We start from the raw sequence: 17206 nt of genomic DNA, 5'->3' as shown, positions 1-17206 counted from the left end.
TTTTCTCCAACTGGGTCAGCAAGTTGCGCAAGGTTTCCGTAGCATCAAAGCGTTTCACCACAATAGAAATTTGATTGGTGCGGATTTTTTCATAATCCAGATTTTCATTGACTAAGCGAATCAAACGCTCAGTTTCATTTTTCATAAGACTAAACGCTTTTTCTTTTTGATTTTCAGGAATGGCATTGTACTGCAATCCTTCTAACAAACCGTTGATTGTCGTTAGCGGTGTGCGCATCTCATGGGCCGCATCTGCCATGAACTGTTTGCGCCGTTCTTCTTGACGTTCAATTTCTTCATTGGACTCTTGTAGTGTCACCGTCATCTGGTTAAAGTCTTCTGCCAACTCATCAAATTCATCTTTATGATTCACCGGTAAACGCACCTCGAAATTGCCACTGGCGATTTCCTTAGTCGCTTTTTTCATCCGATTAATGCGCCGCACTTGCAAATTCGCATAAAAGAAACTGATAATCAACGCCACGATACTGGAAATAATAAAGCCGGTGAACATATTGGCATTCAAGGTTTGAACACTTTCTTCCAAATTTACCGCTGGCTGGGTTAAGACCAACACGCCAAAGCGGTCATTTAGTTTTAGCCGCAACATCACATAAGCAGTAGTCTCTGATTTGCCATAAATATTTTGGCTTCGAGTAACCTTTTGCTGAACCCCTTGTTCTAAATTACTCCATTGACTATCGGTGATACTCTTCATCAAGCCGTCATTAATCAGCGCTTGTTGGCTTGCGTCCATGGGGTAGATTACTTCTTTTTGATCGTTAATATAAACAAAGTTAATGTTTTGATGGGTGTAAATGCGTTCGGTCAACCGCAAAGATTGTTCTAACACCACCTCAGGATCATCGCCGGGGGTGTATTCATTGGCATAATTTTGGGCAAATTCCACCACTGAATCCGCATAGCTAAAAAGTTGCTCATAGTTGCTTTCTTCAATGGTATGTCGGGTCATCTGGGTAAAAGAAACCCCCACAATCAAAAGCACCACGGCAATAACTACCCAAAAGGCCATTAATTGCTGGTATAAATAGCGCATTAGGCAACACCAGAATCATCAAACTTGTAGCCTACACCCCAGACAGTTTGAATCACTTGAGGACCTACTTTTTCAATTTTTTGGCGCAATTTCTTGATGTGGGCATCAACGGTCCGTTCATCACCGAAATATTGATAATCCCAAACTAACTCTAAAAGTTGCTCTCTTGAAAAGACTTGGCGCGGTTTTTTAGCCAAAGTAAACAATAAATCGAACTCTTTTGGTGTTAGCCCTTCAATGGGTTGATTATTTAAAAAAGCTTCCCGGGTTTTCGTGTTCATTTTAAAGTGGTCTGTTTTCACATCAAAGCTAGTCGTTTCTTCTTCCACTGGTTTTTCCACTAACTCACTGCGACGGTGTAAGGCTTTGATTCGGGCAATCAAGGTGAGCGGACTAAAAGGTTTGGTTACATAATCATCCGCTCCCATTTCTAGACCGATTACTTGGTCACTTTCTGAATCACGAGCTGTCAGCATAATAATCGGTACCGTATTAGAGACTTTCCGAATCTCTCTTGCCACACTCATGCCATCTAAACCGGGTAAATTTAAATCTAAGGTAATCATATCCCATTTATCAGGCTCCGCTAAAAACGCGTCTAATCCCTCTTGCCCATCGTATTGGAAGGTTGCATCCCAGCCTTCATTCAAAAAGAACATTTGCATCATTTCCGACACAGATTCATTGTCTTCAATCATTAAAATATTCATCTTCTCACATCCATTCTTCGTTCTAGAATAGCTTCTCTGCCAAAGGGTAGTCAGCCTCATTTTTAGTATACTCGAAAAGCTGATTTGAGGCTATTATCTTCACAAAAGCTTCTCACAAGGTTTCCTATTTTTTCTTTTTTTTGATATGATGAGAAAGACCGAGCTAGAATTTCTTCTTAAAATGGAAAGTATTCTAGTTCCAAATGAAAAATTGAGGTGTTTCTATTGAATTATCAAGCCATTGCTTTCTTTGATTTAGATGGTACTCTTTTAAACGAGCACTCCCAAATCACTCCAGAAGTTAGCCAAGCCATGCTACAACTAAAGGAAAATAACGTCTTGCCCGTCATTGCCACAGGACGAACCGAAATTGAAATCTTAGCTATTCGCCAAGCTGCCCATATTGATTCCAATATCGTCATGAACGGTGCTTTCATTCGAGCAGATGGCAATGAAGTGTATTCGGATTTAATTGATGAAGCGCTAATTGAACGGATGTATCACAGCATTTTAGACAAAGGCGATCAACTTTCCTACTATAATGAAGGAAATATTTGGTGTACCGGTCATTCTCGGGCTTTAGTAGGAGCTTATAACTCCATCCATTCTAAGGTACCGCCCATTGAACCGGAAGCCTTTCGCCATAATCCCATTAATATGTTATTAGTCCTAGGAACAGAGTATCGGGACTATTACGAAGAAACTTTCCCTGAATTTGATTTTTATCGCAACACCCCCTACTCCATGGATACCGTAAAAAAGGGGACGAATAAAGGCCAAGGAATCAAAATATTAAAAGAAAAATTGAATTTGCCAAACATTCCTACTTTTGGTTTTGGGGACGGCCCTAATGATTTGGCCCTGCTTTCTGCTTGTGATACTAAAATCGCTATGGGCAATGCTGGAGAAGAATTGAAATCACTAGCCGATTTTGTCACTAAGAACAACACGGATGGCGGCATTGTTCATGCCTTGAAACATTTTGATTTGATTTAAGTGACAGTTACTTCTAGATTCCTAAAAAAGTACTAAGCTCACCACTTTTCGACTTAGGGAAAACTTTCCCTAAGTCTTTTTTTATGATATACTCATTTCACGGAATTGTCCCTTTTTTAGGGGGCTGTTACGGATTCGACAGGCATTGTCGAGCTTGAGACGCGCTTCGCAGGTTACGTCTGCGTTAAAACGTTACAGTTAAATATAACTGCTAAAAACGAAAACACTTACGCTTTAGCTGCCTAAAAACAGTTTGGCGTGATCCTCCCGGCATCGTCCATGTGCTCGGGTCAGGGTCTCAAATTTAGTGGAATACGCTGATTCTTTCCGTCTGTAAGAATTAGAAGAGCTCATCAGACTAGCGACAACAGTAGCCTGTCACTCGGCGATTGTTTTAGCGAAACCTCCAAATAGAACTGACTATGAGCGTAGAATCTTGAGTAGCGAGATGTTTGGACGCGGGTTCGACTCCCGCCAGCTCCATTAGTACTACAGTTTTGAAGAAGTCCTTAAGTGCTGTTACATCAGCATTTAGGGGCTTTTTGTTTTGCATATATTAAAGGACTAAGAGTCGTACTTGGCCGTTTTTAACATCAGATTAACATGAAGAGGTGAAATAGCTTATGACACAAGAGTTATACAGTATCACTAACTGTAAAGCACAGAGGGATGAAGGAATTATCAGTACATCAACAAAGACCAGTACATTATCTATTGCCAGAGCTTTAGACGTTATTTTACAACAGTTAGAGTTGGCTGGTAGACGTGAAAGAACGTTGCATGAATATAGGAAATGGACAGAAAACTATTGTGCCATTACGGGGCACGTATATCTTTGTGAAGTGTCTGTAGAAAGTATCTATGACTGGTTAAACAGTATGCAAACTCTGAGCAATTCCACAAAGAATATCCGTCTAAAAAGTTTCAAGGCAATATTAAGCAGATGTTATGACAATGGCTGGCTGACAATAAAGTTCTGGAAAGCTATCACTATTAAAGTTGATAAAACTGTTAAACCAGCCGCAACAGATAAAGACGTCTCTACCCTACTATCTTTGTTGAATCTTTCTAATTGGTTTGAACTGAGAGATGCAACGGCAATTTTGTTGATGTATCGGACAGGTATTAGATTATCAACTTTGAGTAAGTTGCAGGAACAGCATATTGACCTTGTGAATGGCTACCTGAACTTGCCAGGATCAATCATGAAAAACCATGACTACTTAAAACTACCATTGGATAATCAACTGATAAATCTTTTAAAGACTCTGACAGAACACAACTCCAATATCAGACGCCACAGAAAAACAAGAAATAGCTTTGTTTTCATCACATCAAATGGCACACCAGTCCAAACTAGTTTTAACAATAACGTTATCCAAAAAAGGCTTGGCATTTACAAAGAAATGTTGAACTTAGAAAACATACATCCCCACGCATTAAGAAGAGGCTATGCTACAAATCTAATGAAAAAGAATGCACCAGTTCCTTTGATAAGTAAAGCATTAGGACATTCTAGCATTGATACAACAACACAATATCTTTATCTTAGCAAAGAACAAGTAGCTGAAGATTTAAAGAAATACCTTTAACCCAGAAGTCAAACTATAAAATGGCCAGAGTCTATGTAAGGAATTGCATGGAAGATTCTGGCTTTATTTTTATTATCCTATCCCCTACATCTTATTAAACAAGAACCGCTCATCTCATCTCTATAATATTAATTAATCTACCCTAACAGTTCCCTTACCCGCCTAGTGCACAGTGATAAAGAAATAATGTGTTTTATTGTAATCAAAAAAAATCCTACAAAGTGTCCACTTTTCAGTTTATTTTGCAGATATATCTGTGTACGGGGTGATTTTTTGTCCACTTTTTTCATTACTTGCTGAATAAGGAAGTATGGGGAATTTGACTTCCCTCCCCAATAAATTGAAAGGAGAATAGATTATGAAAAATAATTATAATGGAGGTAGTAAGAATACACACTTTGCAAGAGTCTGACCAGTTTCAGCAACTAATTAATGTACTAGGCGGTGACCTAAATGTAGGTACACGCCATTACACAAAACTTGTCAAAGAAGAACAATACTCTATAGTTGAAGATGATTGCCTGGAACAAGGAAAACCAATTATCAAAATTGTAGAATGTATGAAAACTTTTTCCACAGGTATCCAAGAACCCATTAAAGATATTGCATTAATACAAAACGCTAAAGACGTTTATTTCACACCAAACATATTTCAAGTTGCTAAAAAGCGGAATAGTGAAAATGTAATAGCACTGACATCACTATGGGCAGACATTGACCTCTGTACAAAACAAGAGTGCATGATTGCTTTGGATAATAGTGGATTGCCAGAACCTACTGCAATAATTGACAGTGGCGGTGGCTTTCATCTGTATTGGATATTGGGTTTTAAATTACCTAAGTCTAGTTATATTGACAGTTGGCGAGAAGTAATGACTGTAATCACAGAAAAAATCAATGATGCTTTACCCTCTGGAAGTGAGGCACATGCTGATTCAAAAGTAATAGACTGTGCAAGACTTTTACGCATCCCCTCCTCATTCAACTGCAAAAGAGGACGTTTTTCTTCTTTTGTTAAATTCAATCCAGAGCTAACTTATAATTTTCTTGATGATTTCTATTATAGATTTGTAAGAAAGCGCCAATTCTCTAAAGACAACATAGTCAATATAGTCAATATAGCAGATTATTCTGGACGACACTTAGTTAAAAGGGTTGACCTTGAGGAGTTTAAACATGAGATAGCAAAAGAATTAAAGCAAAAGAAGAGTATAGATGGTCAAAAACACAACTACTATAATCAATATATGCGCGAGGATATTGTAATACTTACCAATTTACGTGGTGGCAATATGGATGGCTGTAGACATTATACTTTACTTAGTTTAAAGTTGTTGGGTGAAACTGATAGCCAATTAAACTTTGTCAACTCATTATTTACTAGTCCACTAAGTGAAAGAGAACTATCAGCAATACAAAATAGTGAATATGAAAATAAGCCACGGCGTAAAACAGTATATGACTGGTTGAAAGTAACCATAGAAGAGGAACAAAGACTAAAGGTTCTGACGCGTGAAACCACCGCTAAAATAAAAAAAGAGTGTACACATAGATTGGAAAGACTCGCTGGGAGAGTGGAAAAATGTGAAGTGAATGTAAGAAGATTATACTGTGGGTTCTATGGCAATCAAACGCCCCTAAAGCAAGTAGAAGCCGCTAACGTTATTGGAATTGGAACTAGTACATTAAGACGCCATAGAACAAACATAAAGGATAGTGATTTCATGACAGAAAAAACAAAACTCATTTCAACACTATTGGATATTGCTAATGATTTAGTGGATACTATTTGCTTATTGATTGAAGATTCTAGTATTACTTGCAGATTATCAGAATTACAACAAAAGGCCCTAGAACTTCAAGAGAGAACAGAGTTCTTGAAAGAGCTTGTATATGATAATGCTGAATACTCAGATTGCCAAATTAAAACAGAAATATTGGAACAAAAATGTATTTCCATTGTAACCATGACAACAAAGGCTGCATAATAAAAGATTACCTTCCCATTTATCTCTTCAATCTTTTAAGACCTCTATTAATAATACTATAGAGATAGAGTGAGCGTTTTTCTTCAATGTAAATAAAGTGACAGTAAAGGAAATTGTAAACAGTGTACCGTGAACAATAAGACTAACAAAAAATAAGGTGGGTACCGTTATATCAACTGTTTTTACGGGATAGCAGCTATCCTTATAGCAATGATATGACGGTATTTCTTTACATAACAATTACAGTATAATTTGTTGCAAACACCCAAAAGCAGTTGATAATGTATGTAGGTAAATTAAAAAGCAGTACTCAATCAAGAGTACCACTTACCTGTTGCTCCTCTTTGTATTGCTTTTTAATTCTAAAAAGGGTAGCTCTTGAAATACCAGTCTTTCTTTCTACCTCCCGCATGGAAAAACTATTCATCAACTCTATTGCATGTAGATACTTAGCATTTAATTTACGCTTTGGGCGTCCCTCTGTAAAATTCTTATTATTAGCTTTTGCAAAGGCTTTTCCCTCAGCAGTTCTGGAAACAATAAGATCCCGCTCAAATTCAGCAAAACTCCCCAACATGTTTAACATCAGAGTTTGCATACTATCCTTCTTGTTAGGCTCAAATATCAAGTTATTATCAAGAAATGACACTGTTGTCCCCTTTTCCAAAAATGTTTGTACTAGCTCACGCAAATCAGTGATACTTCTGGCTAGGCGGTCAATCTTTGTTACGAGTACGGCATCCCCACTTTTTACAATTTCAAGCAAAGCAGCTAGTTCTACACGTCCGTCTTTCTTTGTACCTGTGTACTTCTCACTATAAATCACAGAAGCCCCAGCCAGAGTTAGACGTTCCTTTTGTGTAGCTAGTTCTTGACTACTAGTTGATACTCTACTATATCCATATACTGTCATATCTACCCAACCTTTCTGACACTAAGAATTTGATACCAATTTAACCTTATTATATCAACAACACTCAACAGTATCAATAACTTAAGAGTAACTGATACCAACTGACATAAATAATTTCTGGTCTGCATTTCAACTGTGACTTTAAGTAGTCTGAAAATTATCAGACACCCCCATATAGGGGGGCACGTATATATTATTCTCCTACCCTGACCAACTTTTAAAATACGCATCAATTTTTGAAAAGTCAGAGTCTTTTCTGTTATGAAATGAGATAGACGTGGACAACATTAATTAGTTGAACTATACTATGAGTGTAACAAAATATACTGGTGTTAAAGTAGTACGCTTCCTTTATTAACTGCAAATTACTTTTGTAAAGCATTGTAGGGATACTTCAATAACTGTAATTAATAGCTTGACGCGGGTTCGACTCCCGCCAGCTCCATTTATCCCTTCATTGGGTAATTACAGAACAAAAAAAGCGTTGATTTCTTAGGATTTCAACGCTTTTTTTGTATGTCTAATGTCTAGTTTTACAGTTATTCAACATTCACATGCTCATGCAGGGCATCTTCATTTGAAGTCTGATCCCGTTCAGCCAGTTTTAGCGTTAACGCATCTAGGGTAATATGAACCGTCTGATCAAAGAGACTTGATAACAATTGAACTGATTTTATTCCGGCTCCCGTTTTGGTTGCTCCAGGTACAACGATTACTTTATCAGCTAATTTAGCCAACGGAGATTCTCGATCACTGGTTAAAACAACAATGTCTAAACCTAACTTTTTCGCTACTTCGGTATCAGCAAGGATTCCTTTCGTTGTTCCCGAACCAGAAATAGCTACCCACGTATCCCCTTTTTGAATGGACGGTGTGATGGTTTCTCCCATCACGTAGTCTGTATAACCAATATGCATCAGACGCATAGCAAAACCTTTGGCCTGAAATCCGCTACGACCTGCTCCGATAACAAAGATTCGTTTGTCTTTTTGGAATAATGGCAAGGCTTGCTCTAATTCTTTTTCGTCAATAAGTTCCATGACTTGGTTGATTTCTTGCATAATCGTTTCGATTGTTTTCATTTGTGAACAGCTCCCGTAAATTCATTGACTGCAGCTAAAGGATCTTGTGCTTTAGTAATCTTTGATCCCACGATAATCACTTCGATAATTCCTTGTTCAGCTAGTAATTGTGCTTGCTTTAGGTCAATGCCACCCGCAATTGCTAACCGTTTGATTTCAGGAAATTTCTCATGGAATTCAGCGACGCTTGCTACAGCATCAAAGTGATCTTTCCGATCGATTGAATGATGTAAGGCATAGATTGCTTCAGGAAAATCCTTGATTTGTTGAATTTTCTCATCTGAAACTTCTAATAAGTCAATCATCATCGTTTTATTGAATTTTTGTGCCACCTCATAACAAGCTTGTAGCGTGTCCAACGAGGCAGCTCCCATAACGGTAACGAGATCACCACCATAAGAAAAGGCTTGATTAAACTCATAGGCGCCTTCATCAATTGTTTTGCTGTCGACTAATAATTCAGTTTGGGCAAGGGCCGCTCTTAGTTGCTCGATTGCCAAATTTCCATAGTCTTTTACCAGTGAGGTGCCCATCTCTAGAATATCCGTTTTACCATCCAATTGCTTGGCTAAAGCCACCGCTTCTTCCAAGGGGACACGGTCAATCGCTGTTTGTAGTCTCATATTTACACTTCCTGTTTTTGTAAAAATTTTGCTAACTCTTCTTGCGTTGGATAGCCATCATTGTCGCCAGGCGATTGAACGGCCATCGCCCCAATGGCATTTGCTCGAATAACTGCTTCTTTTAATGATTTTTCTTCAATCAAAGCCGTGATTAATCCTACTGCAAAACCATCTCCAGCACCAACAGTATCTACCACTTTAGCAACCGTAAAGCCGGGAACAGTGAAACTTGTCCCATTCTTTTGTTTGACGTAAGCACCTGCTGTACCTAATTTTACGATAACCGTCTGAGTTGCTTCCCCATTGTTTAAATAGAAATCTGCAATCGCTTCCGGTTCACGACTCCCCATTAGAATTTCACCCTCATTGATTCCTGGTAGTACAATCTCAGCATGGGAAGCGAGGCCATTAATCGTTGCTACCATTTCAGCTTGGCTTGCCCAAAGCTGCGGACGCAAATTAGGATCAAAAGTGGTCCGAACTTTATTTTTTTCTAACAAACTAATCAAATAGCGGAAAGCTTTTTGCGCTTCAGGTGAAATTGCGGGAAAAATCCCCGACAAATGGGCCATTTTCACTTCAGAAAAATCAATTTTATCTAACACAGACTGATCAAAGTGGGCTGCTGCAGATCCTTTACGGAAATAAAAGATGCTTGGATCTCCTTCACTTACGCGGTCTTTTAATTGAAAAGCAGTCCAAAAATCAGCACTTTCTGAAATGTAGTCCGTCCCAATTTGATTTTCGTGTAATTGGTCAATAATAAATTCTCCAAAAGGATCTTTACCAACTTGAGTAATGTATTCGCTGCTATGTCCCAGCCGGGAAACTCCCACTGCCACATTGACTTCCGCTCCAGCTAAAAATTTTTGAAAATGCCGGGCATCCTTTAAAGATTTGTCCACTTCTTCTGATCCAAATAAAGCAATCGGTTCTCCAATAGTTAAAAATTCACTCATGTTCATTTCCTCTTTTCTTTTATTTTTAAAGCAAAATGTATGCGGCAAACAAATTAAAGACGGTGGCAACCCACGCCCATGGCACCCCTGTAATTAAGAATGTCTTAGTATCTAGTCGAGCATATTGGACCGACCATAGATTCCATGATTGCGTAATACATGCTGATACTCCCATCATTGAAGGAACGACTAGTAATCCATATAAGAAATATTGATCAAACATCCCTGTTCCAACTAAGATGGCAGCTGTTGCGGCACCTGCTCCATAGAGCATCAAAGGGCCACGGAAGAAGGACAGAGGTGCGATAATTGCAACGATAATAATTAATACTAGTTTACTGCTAGGGATGATTGCTTGGAAAACCTCAGTGAAACCTGACATTGCATGTACAGCTGCCGCTTGGAACATGGTTAAGACAAACAACATGATCAATAATCCAGAAATATCGCTAATCGCATGTTTCACCGTTTCATTCATCAAAGTAACAAACTTGCTGTAACCTTTCATATTTCCTGTCGCAGCAAAGGCGATAATCGTTGAAATCAACAGCGCTGGAACGGCATCCCATTTTGCAAAAATACTCAATGCAACGGGTAATACTGGCAAAAGATAAGTCCAAATCGGTACTTCAACTATTTCGGCTTCAGTATTGCTTTCAACAATTTCTGGTTTTCCATTACGAATTTTTTTTGCATTAAAGAGAATAAAAACAATTAAAACAACCATTTGAATTCCCATGGCAACAAAGCCAAAACGTTGATAATGTGCTCCCCACTCTACTTTTGGGAAAAAGACTTGAAATTGGACGAACAAAACATTATTGACATACATCGCAGCACCAATAGCCATCGTAAAAATTGTTACAGCGATATTTTTGGGTACCCCAATTGAAAACATGATTGGGAAAAGAATTACCCCCACCGCAATCGCTGAGCCAACACCATAAGAACTGGTAAAAATTAAAGCGATTACTAGAGCGATTAAAATAGTAGCTAATACTGGACTTTTCTTTCCGACTTTTTCCGTACGACGACTAATACTACCGGCTATTCCGGTATCTACCAAAACTCGGCCAAACCAAGATCCAAAAATAATGTAGGCGGCAGTTTTTCCGTAATTCAAGACAGGATCTGTGAATATTTCCTTGATTGCAATATTAAAGGGCACCATTCCGATAATCGTCCATAATAATGCCATTACGAAAAAACCAACAGTTAAGTTCCCGCCTTTCATTGCATATAATACAAAGACAATAAAGGTTAAAGCTAATAATATTCCGGTAATTGCGCTTCCCATAAGTGCTCACCTCCTAGTAATTGTTTAGTTCGCTTAAGATACGTTGATATTTCGAGATTGGTTTTCCGTGATCTTCTACAAAGAAATCATTTTCCAAATGATTAAATTTTTGAATTAAATAGTAACCGGCAAGATAAGCAGCCAATGCTTTTTTCGCTGCTGCTTCCATATCTTCTGAAATCCCTGCAGTCGGCTGAGTCATTTCCATAAAGTGATAAGCAAATTTTTCTGGATCGATTTTAGTTTGTTGATCTGTCATTAGAATTCCTCCTCCAATAATTTTTTTGCTTCAATAATTTCGGCGTTTAAAGTGGTTGGATATTCGATTGCCACAGGAACCTCTTGAGGTAGCATTTGCAACGCTTTACGCCAATCGATTTCACCGTGATCCAAACTAGTAGCTTGCGGTTTTTGCTTTTCGTAACGAACGTCTTTCACATGAATATAACGAACATATTCCTTCAATCGTTTGGCCGCTTCAATTTCATCTTCGCCGACAAACCGCCAATTTCCCAGATCATAAACATAGCCTAAATCTAGATCTGTCTTATTAATCGCTTTCATAAATGTCGTAATTGCTTTGATTGTGCCCGATGTTTGAGTCTGATCATTTTCGATTGAAATCCCAATCCCATAATCAAGCAGTGCACTCAACTCGTCCTCATGAAGATCACCGTTAAAATCACCAATGTTCCACTTAACATGGGTAACGCCCATTTTTTTTGCTTCATCCAAATATTGGGACAGGTTAGGATTAATTTGTCCGTCAACATACACTTCATCCGGAACACTGTAGAATAAGGATAAATGTAAGCGTTCGGCTTCTTTTTGAATAACGGGTATTTCTTCTTGAATGTTTCTAAAATACTCTCTTCTGATTTCAACTTGGCTAAAACCCAAGTCAACTATGTCTGGTAATAATTCACTTTGCAATTCGCCATTTGCCACTCTGTCAGCAAAAACTAAGAAGTTCAGCACTAATTTTGTATTCATGGTAATTCCGCATCCTCTCTGTTAGTTAACCGGTTTCTATATCCGTATAGTAAACCGGTTTCCAAAGTTTGTCAACGCTTTCAGTTTTAAAAAACATCGAAGGTTCAACAAAAAAAGTAGGAATGTTTGGAAATCGGTTTCCAAACATTCCTATTTTTCAAAAAAAAATAAAAAAATAACATTTTTTAGATTGAGTTTCGCCATTGAATAGTCGAGGGTACAATAATTTCTTGTCTTGCTTGCGGTTCTTTTAGTAATTCCAGTAAATGCTCGGCCGCAATTTCTCCAATTTTTTTCGAAGGCTGCTCGATACTAGTGATTCCCGGACCGACTAATGCCGTCAAATTCCAATCGTCAAAGCCGGTAATCCCCAGTTCTGCTGGAACATTGATTTCTTCTTCAATTAGCCAAGCTAACGTTTCCATTAATACACGACCGTTAGCTGCAAAGAGCAAACTTTTCTTTGAGTTAGTTAATAAAGGCTTCAGTAATTCAGCTAATTGAGTTTTTGCTGTCAACTCAACCAATTGACATTCTTTTCCCGCTTTTACTGTCGTTTTTTTAACAGTTTGATACCGCAGCTCTCGAGTGTTGGCCTCTTTAATCGGCTCGCTTACAACCACAACATTTTCATATCCTTTCGCTAGGGCTCTTTCAATCAGCTCTTGCGTGGCAGCGATATTATTGGTCATAACTGAAGACCATTTTTCAGGCTCTGTTTGCCGATCGACTAATAGCAATGGGGTATGTCGTTCCGTAATAAAGGTATAATTTTCTGATTGACGAGAAGATGGCTGAAGAATAATGCCTTCCACATTTTGATCCAATAGTTTTTCTAGCAATTCGGTTTCTTGGGCTACCGAATTAGCCGCATCTACTATGATCATTTGATAGCCTTGCTCTTCCAAAATTGAGCCGATTCCTTTTAAAAGCAAGGAAGAGTATAAATTGGAAATATCAGCTACAACTACGCCAATCAAATAACTATGCTTTGATTTTAAGGCCTGTGCTTGTCTGCTAGGACGATAATTCAAACGCTGAATTACTTCTGCAATTCTGTTTTTGGTTTCTATTGACATATTGCCGTAATTATTATTCAAAAATCGTGAAATCGTGGTTTTGGAAACGCCAGCTTCTTCCGCAACTTCTTTGATGGTTATCTTTTTCATCTTATCTTCTCCAACTATCTTTTTTATCATTGTAGCGAATTTCGGAGTGAATGCAAACCCTCGATACCCTTAAGCTTTAGTCATTAACCTCTGAAAGTTTTCTTTTAAAATAATAAATAGAGGAATCCTTTTTAATCAAAGGCTTCCCTCTATTCATTTATCAAACTTTCTATCTTGGATTTTTTAAAATAAGCCTTCAACAAAGTGGAAATTTTTTCCTTATCAGTTTGTCACAATGATATCTTTGGCCTCAATATCTGCTCCAAAAAACGGTGCCAAGGTTTCCTCATAGGCTCGTTCAAAGAAACCTTCTTTAGAAAGTGTGGAAAGCTCTTGATTAACCCAATCCAGCAGCTCTTGATTGCCTTTTTTCACTGCTGGATTAATGGTAGAGACCTCCCCAATCTCTTTAATGCCCACTTCAAAATCAGGATTTTCCTTCACCCAAGCGTAGAGATAAGAATTGTCATCTGCCAAAGCCACAGCCCGGCCGTCGGTTAATGCTTGAAATTACTGAGGTTTTGACTCATATTTTTCCGGCTTCACTTTTGGATGTGCTTTCGTAAAATAGGTTTCAGCCGTCGTTCCTTTGGTCACAATCAATTGTTTTCCTAGTGTTACCTATAAAGCTTGTCAGTAGAGAGGCGCGGTCTCTTTGATGATTGCAAAATCCATCCTCACTCCTCCTTTAGTGCTTGATTTAAATCAGCCACCAAATCATTCACTCCTTCAATTCCTACTGATAGTCGAAGTAGATCCGCTGTCAAGCCATAGCTTTCTCGTAATTCTTGAGGAATATCTGCATGGGTCTGGGTAGTTGGATACGTAATCAGCGTCTCTACTCCCCCTAAACTTTCTGCAAAAGAAATGAGTTGTAGTCGCTGCAGTAGTTTTGGCACTTGAGTTTTCTCTTGCAAGCGGAAGCTAATCATCGCCCCAACTCCTGGATAGAGCACTTCCTTAACCGCTGGATGGTTTTGTAAAAAGTCCACCAATTTCTTGGCATTTTCTTCTTGTTTTTCAAAGCGAATGGGAAACGTCTTAAGACTACGAATAAACAACCAGCTGTCAAAACTCCCCAGACAAGGTCCTGTTGTATTGGCTAGAAAAGCTAAACGCTGATAAACAGCTGGGTCTTTGGCTACCACTACACCGGCTAAAAGATCATTGTGCCCACTTAAAAATTTCGTACCAGAATGAATGACGATATCTGCTCCGGCTAACAGAGGCTGTTGGCGCAATGGCGTCAAAAATGTATTATCTACTAGTAATAAGGCATCGTTTGCCTGGGTAAGTTTTGCTACAGAACTGATATCTGTCACATTCATTAAAGGATTAGTCGGCGTTTCAAGAAAGACTGCTGACACTTCAGCGCTCAACTGCTTTTTTAAATCTGTTAAATCAGTGAAATAAGTAAAAAAAGCGACTCCTTGTGTTTCTAACTCTTGAAAGAAGCGATAACTCCCCCCATAAAGATCACGGGAAACCAAGAAATGACTCCCCACAGGAAACAAGGCAAAAGCTAATTGAATGGCGCTCATGCCAGAACTAGTTGCCACGGCTCCAGCCCCGCCTTCTAATTGGGCCAGCCCTTCTTCCAAAATACTGCGAGTGGGATTTTTCGTACGGGTATAATCAAAGCCTGTGCTTTCGCCAAAATTCGGATGAGCATAGGTCGTAGAGAGGTAAATCGGGGCGCTAATCGCTCCAGTCTGTTGATCTGTCCGGTTCCCTAATTGGGCTAAAATAGTGGCGATTTCTTTTTTCATATTAAATTCCTGCTTTCTATAGTTTTTGAATAGCTTCAACTAAACGATCGGCAACTTGAATAATTCGTTCAGGAGTGGTAGCTAGATTAATACGGATATACTGCTCGCTCTCTGGGGCAAACCAAGAACCGTAATCCACTGCCAGCCCTACTGACTCCATGAAATGAGGAAGATCTGCAATCTGATAGTTACCAAGATTCACCCATAATAAGTAAGTGCCTTGAAGTTCTGCAACTTCTGCTAAAGGTAACTCTTCTTTGAAACGTTCTTTCTAAATAATTCGCGTTATCCCAGATGACTTGCTTGAGCGCGGCAAACCATTCATCCCCACTGCGGTAAGCAACCATAGCTGCCAATTGTCCTAAACTGGAGTATTCGGTGGCTCGTTGCTGTTGAGACCATTGGGCAAAGGTTGCCCGCCTTTTTTCAGATGGAATCCAAATATGGGCATTCAGCAATGTAGCCATGTTGAACGTCTTAGAGGGAGCATTGCAAACAATCAAATTCTCTAGATTTTCTGCTACACTCAGGGCTGACACAAACTGTTTTCCTGGAGCAATGAAATCACTGTGGATTTCATCACTGACCACCAATACATCCTGTTGCTGACAAATTGTTAATACTGCTGCCAATTCTTCCTCCGTCCAGACCCGTCCCACCGGATTATGAGGAGAACAAAGAATAAACAATTTTACTTTCTTCTCAATAATCTGTGCTTTGAAATTTGCCAGATCCATTTGATAGCCACCAGCCGTCTTTTGAAGTGGTGATACAACTAAATTGCGTTTTTTATTGTTGATTCCCTCATAAAAGGGATAATAAACCGGTGACTGCACTAGCACGCTGTCCCCCGGGTTAGTAAAGCATTCGATAAGATCATAGAGCGCTTGGACGACGCCAGTGGAAAAAAACAGCCACTCTGCTTGAAACTGCGTGCCAAAGTGACGGTTTTGCCAACCTTGGTAAGAAGCCACATAATCAGCAGGTACTAAACTATAGCCAAAAATTCCGGCCTGCACTCGTTTTGTCAGTGCCTCTTGAACAGACTCCGGTACCGCAAAATCCATATCGGCCACCCATACCGGTAATAATCCCGCTTTTCCATAGCGTTCTTTGGCACCATCCCACTTGAGGCTATCAGTCCCCCAGCGCTCTCGACTGTATGTTTCAATAAACACTTGCTTTTCCATCCTACGTCCTCCTTTTCATCACTCCACAATAGCGATTACTGATTTTTGAACCACTTATTAGCAACTCAAATCAAATACACAAAAACGCCCTCTTGCCAGTCTTCGATCAAAGACTGACAAGAGGGCGTAAATACGCGGTACCACCTCTGTTTGAGATTTAGCATCTCCTCTGCCCGACGTCGCACTTGCGAGATCGGCGGTCCTTTTAACGGTGGACACTCCGCTTTTGATTACCTATCACCAAAAGCTCCTCATTGGCCATTTTCAATTCTTCTCACCTTAACGCTTCCCACCACCCAGCGTCTCTCTGAAAGGGATCCAAATCTACTTTCCAATTCAACGGAAAAATCTTTTATTGTTTATCATCATACTCATCACCAAGAGTGGTGTCAAGAACTTTCTGAAAAATCTCAAATTTATTTCTGATTCCTAGAAAGAGAAGGGATGAAGAAGCATAAGCTAGGAATGATGATACAAAGAACGGCTTGCACCATTGGCATTACACAAAAACGCCTCAGACTTTTCAAAAAAGTTTGAGACGTTTTAGCTTTAAAATTGAATTGTTTTTTTCTGATTCACTTCACTATCTGGTTTCCTGTTTTTCCAAATAGTTGCAAGGCTTAATTAGCTAAAGAAACAAGAAACTAAAGCTTTACCATAAATTTCTTCGTAGCGAACTACAACTTTACCACAACGCTCTTGGATTTCATCATGATCAATATAATCATAACGTTCCACATTAACAATCACACAGCGTTCGAGTTTTTTAATCACTTCTCCGGTGATACGGTTTTGCAATCCCACGGGATGACATTCATATGCTTGACCTAGTTGAATTGTTTCTTGATTCATACCTTCACCTCGTTTT

At 39.0% G+C, this 17206-nt stretch carries 17 protein-coding genes, 1 other RNA gene, 1 pseudogene and 1 other annotated feature; of the genes and pseudogenes, 4 read left to right on the top strand and 15 right to left on the bottom strand.

The features are described from left to right. Together AB5754_RS05130 and AB5754_RS05125 are read right to left on the bottom strand one after the other, a co-directional pair. A partial coding sequence (locus AB5754_RS05130) for a histidine kinase dimerization/phospho-acceptor domain-containing protein (protein WP_368259495.1) occupies nt 1-1057 on the bottom strand: 1057 nt, incomplete at its 3' end. Beyond that, the gene (locus AB5754_RS05125) at nt 1057-1767 is read right to left on the bottom strand and encodes a response regulator transcription factor (RefSeq protein ID WP_311832909.1); all 711 of its coding nucleotides are present in this window, start codon (nt 1765-1767) and stop codon (nt 1057-1059) included. The genes AB5754_RS05130 and AB5754_RS05125, both read right to left, overlap by 1 nt. A 225-nt stretch (nt 1768-1992) precedes the next feature. Here AB5754_RS05125 and AB5754_RS05120 point away from each other — a divergent pair, with 225 nt between their 5' ends. The 4 genes from AB5754_RS05120 (at nt 1993) to AB5754_RS05105 (ending at nt 6343) form a co-directional block, all read left to right on the top strand. Next, the gene (locus AB5754_RS05120) at nt 1993-2763 is read left to right on the top strand and encodes a Cof-type HAD-IIB family hydrolase (protein ID WP_311832908.1); all 771 of its coding nucleotides are present in this window, start codon (nt 1993-1995) and stop codon (nt 2761-2763) included. A gap of 120 nt (nt 2764-2883) precedes the next feature. Next, nucleotides 2884-3249, top strand: a transfer-messenger RNA (tmRNA) gene (gene ssrA, locus AB5754_RS05115). 137 nt (nt 3250-3386) lie between these two features. Continuing rightward, nucleotides 3387-4355: a tyrosine-type recombinase/integrase gene (locus tag AB5754_RS05110; RefSeq protein ID WP_368251352.1), complete on the top strand. Its 969-nt coding sequence runs from the start codon at nt 3387-3389 to the stop codon at nt 4353-4355. Between the two features lie 398 nt (nt 4356-4753). Next, complete coding sequence (locus AB5754_RS05105) at nt 4754-6343, top strand: hypothetical protein (RefSeq protein ID WP_368259494.1); 1590 nt, start codon at nt 4754-4756, stop codon at nt 6341-6343. A 310-nt stretch (nt 6344-6653) separates the two neighbouring features. Here the strand turns inward: AB5754_RS05105 and AB5754_RS05100 are convergent, their stop codons facing one another. From AB5754_RS05100 to AB5754_RS05040, 13 genes and pseudogenes are all read right to left on the bottom strand, one after another. Further along, nucleotides 6654-7256 carry a recombinase family protein gene (locus tag AB5754_RS05100; protein WP_368251350.1) on the bottom strand — a complete coding sequence of 201 codons (603 nt, stop codon included), beginning with the start codon at nt 7254-7256 and terminating at the stop codon, nt 6654-6656. A 539-nt stretch (nt 7257-7795) separates the two neighbouring features. Continuing rightward, on the bottom strand, nt 7796-8338 hold the full coding sequence (gene hxlB / locus AB5754_RS05095; protein WP_368251349.1) for a 6-phospho-3-hexuloisomerase: 543 nt from the start codon (nt 8336-8338) through the stop codon (nt 7796-7798). Continuing rightward, entirely contained in the window at nt 8335-8961 is a 627-nt protein-coding gene (locus tag AB5754_RS05090; RefSeq protein ID WP_311832906.1) for an orotidine 5'-phosphate decarboxylase / HUMPS family protein, read from the bottom strand. Before AB5754_RS05090 ends, hxlB begins: the two co-directional genes overlap by 4 nt. Before the next feature lie 2 nt (nt 8962-8963). Further along, a complete protein-coding gene (locus AB5754_RS05085) occupies nt 8964-9920 on the bottom strand; it encodes a sugar kinase (protein ID WP_311832905.1) in 957 nt (318 codons plus the stop codon). A 25-nt stretch (nt 9921-9945) separates the two neighbouring features. Next, nucleotides 9946-11217 carry a gluconate:proton symporter gene (locus tag AB5754_RS05080; RefSeq protein WP_311832904.1) on the bottom strand — a complete coding sequence of 424 codons (1272 nt, stop codon included), beginning with the start codon at nt 11215-11217 and terminating at the stop codon, nt 9946-9948. Nucleotides 11218-11230: 13 nt separating this feature from the next. After that, nucleotides 11231-11476 (bottom strand): hypothetical protein, encoded by a 246-nt coding sequence (locus AB5754_RS05075; protein WP_311832903.1) that lies wholly within the window; start codon nt 11474-11476, stop codon nt 11231-11233. Continuing rightward, nucleotides 11476-12210 carry a sugar phosphate isomerase/epimerase family protein gene (locus AB5754_RS05070; RefSeq protein ID WP_368251942.1) on the bottom strand — a complete coding sequence of 245 codons (735 nt, stop codon included), beginning with the start codon at nt 12208-12210 and terminating at the stop codon, nt 11476-11478. The genes AB5754_RS05075 and AB5754_RS05070 overlap by 1 nt, the downstream gene beginning before the upstream one ends. Before the next feature lie 185 nt (nt 12211-12395). Beyond that, nucleotides 12396-13379: a LacI family DNA-binding transcriptional regulator gene (locus AB5754_RS05065; RefSeq protein WP_311832901.1), complete on the bottom strand. Its 984-nt coding sequence runs from the start codon at nt 13377-13379 to the stop codon at nt 12396-12398. 222 nt (nt 13380-13601) lie between these two features. Beyond that, nucleotides 13602-13877: pseudogene (locus AB5754_RS05060) on the bottom strand (transporter substrate-binding domain-containing protein); the annotation flags it as partial. 179 nt (nt 13878-14056) lie between these two features. Continuing rightward, on the bottom strand, nt 14057-15148 hold the full coding sequence (locus tag AB5754_RS05055; protein WP_368251941.1) for an aminotransferase class I/II-fold pyridoxal phosphate-dependent enzyme: 1092 nt from the start codon (nt 15146-15148) through the stop codon (nt 14057-14059). Nucleotides 15149-15164: 16 nt separating this feature from the next. Continuing rightward, nucleotides 15165-15287, bottom strand: coding sequence for a hypothetical protein (locus tag AB5754_RS05050; protein ID WP_368251940.1), 123 nt, complete (start codon nt 15285-15287; stop codon nt 15165-15167). Nucleotides 15288-15336: 49 nt separating this feature from the next. Continuing rightward, nucleotides 15337-16338 carry a MalY/PatB family protein gene (locus AB5754_RS05045; RefSeq protein ID WP_368251939.1) on the bottom strand — a complete coding sequence of 334 codons (1002 nt, stop codon included), beginning with the start codon at nt 16336-16338 and terminating at the stop codon, nt 15337-15339. A 117-nt stretch (nt 16339-16455) separates the two neighbouring features. Further along, nucleotides 16456-16687: a binding site (T-box leader), on the bottom strand. A 275-nt stretch (nt 16688-16962) separates the two neighbouring features. After that, nucleotides 16963-17190: a hypothetical protein gene (locus tag AB5754_RS05040; RefSeq protein ID WP_311832894.1), complete on the bottom strand. Its 228-nt coding sequence runs from the start codon at nt 17188-17190 to the stop codon at nt 16963-16965. Between the last annotated feature and the right edge of the window lie 16 nt (nt 17191-17206).

Source organism: Enterococcus sp. 2201sp1_2201st1_C11_2201SCRN_220225 (genome assembly GCF_040925905.1).
GTDB lineage: Bacteria > Bacillota > Bacilli > Lactobacillales > Enterococcaceae > Enterococcus_C > Enterococcus_C asini_A.
This window is presented reverse-complemented; position numbering and strand designations above follow the sequence as displayed.

Excerpts from the sequence above, each read along its gene's own strand:
- AB5754_RS05125 (WP_311832909.1), bottom strand. The coding sequence starts at position 1,767 with ATGAATATTTTAATGATTGAAGACAATGAATCTGTGTCGGAAATGATG.
- AB5754_RS05110 (WP_368251352.1), top strand. The coding sequence starts at position 3,387 with ATGACACAAGAGTTATACAGTATCACTAACTGTAAAGCACAGAGGGAT.
- AB5754_RS05100 (WP_368251350.1), bottom strand. The coding sequence starts at position 7,256 with ATGACAGTATATGGATATAGTAGAGTATCAACTAGTAGTCAAGAACTA.
- hxlB (WP_368251349.1), bottom strand. The coding sequence starts at position 8,338 with ATGAAAACAATCGAAACGATTATGCAAGAAATCAACCAAGTCATGGAA.
- AB5754_RS05090 (WP_311832906.1), bottom strand. The coding sequence starts at position 8,961 with ATGAGACTACAAACAGCGATTGACCGTGTCCCCTTGGAAGAAGCGGTG.
- AB5754_RS05085 (WP_311832905.1), bottom strand. The coding sequence starts at position 9,920 with ATGAGTGAATTTTTAACTATTGGAGAACCGATTGCTTTATTTGGATCA.
- AB5754_RS05080 (WP_311832904.1), bottom strand. The coding sequence starts at position 11,217 with ATGGGAAGCGCAATTACCGGAATATTATTAGCTTTAACCTTTATTGTC.
- AB5754_RS05075 (WP_311832903.1), bottom strand. The coding sequence starts at position 11,476 with ATGACAGATCAACAAACTAAAATCGATCCAGAAAAATTTGCTTATCAC.
- AB5754_RS05070 (WP_368251942.1), bottom strand. The coding sequence starts at position 12,210 with ATGAATACAAAATTAGTGCTGAACTTCTTAGTTTTTGCTGACAGAGTG.
- AB5754_RS05065 (WP_311832901.1), bottom strand. The coding sequence starts at position 13,379 with ATGAAAAAGATAACCATCAAAGAAGTTGCGGAAGAAGCTGGCGTTTCC.
- AB5754_RS05055 (WP_368251941.1), bottom strand. The coding sequence starts at position 15,148 with ATGAAAAAAGAAATCGCCACTATTTTAGCCCAATTAGGGAACCGGACA.
- AB5754_RS05045 (WP_368251939.1), bottom strand. The coding sequence starts at position 16,338 with ATGGAAAAGCAAGTGTTTATTGAAACATACAGTCGAGAGCGCTGGGGG.
- AB5754_RS05040 (WP_311832894.1), bottom strand. The coding sequence starts at position 17,190 with ATGAATCAAGAAACAATTCAACTAGGTCAAGCATATGAATGTCATCCC.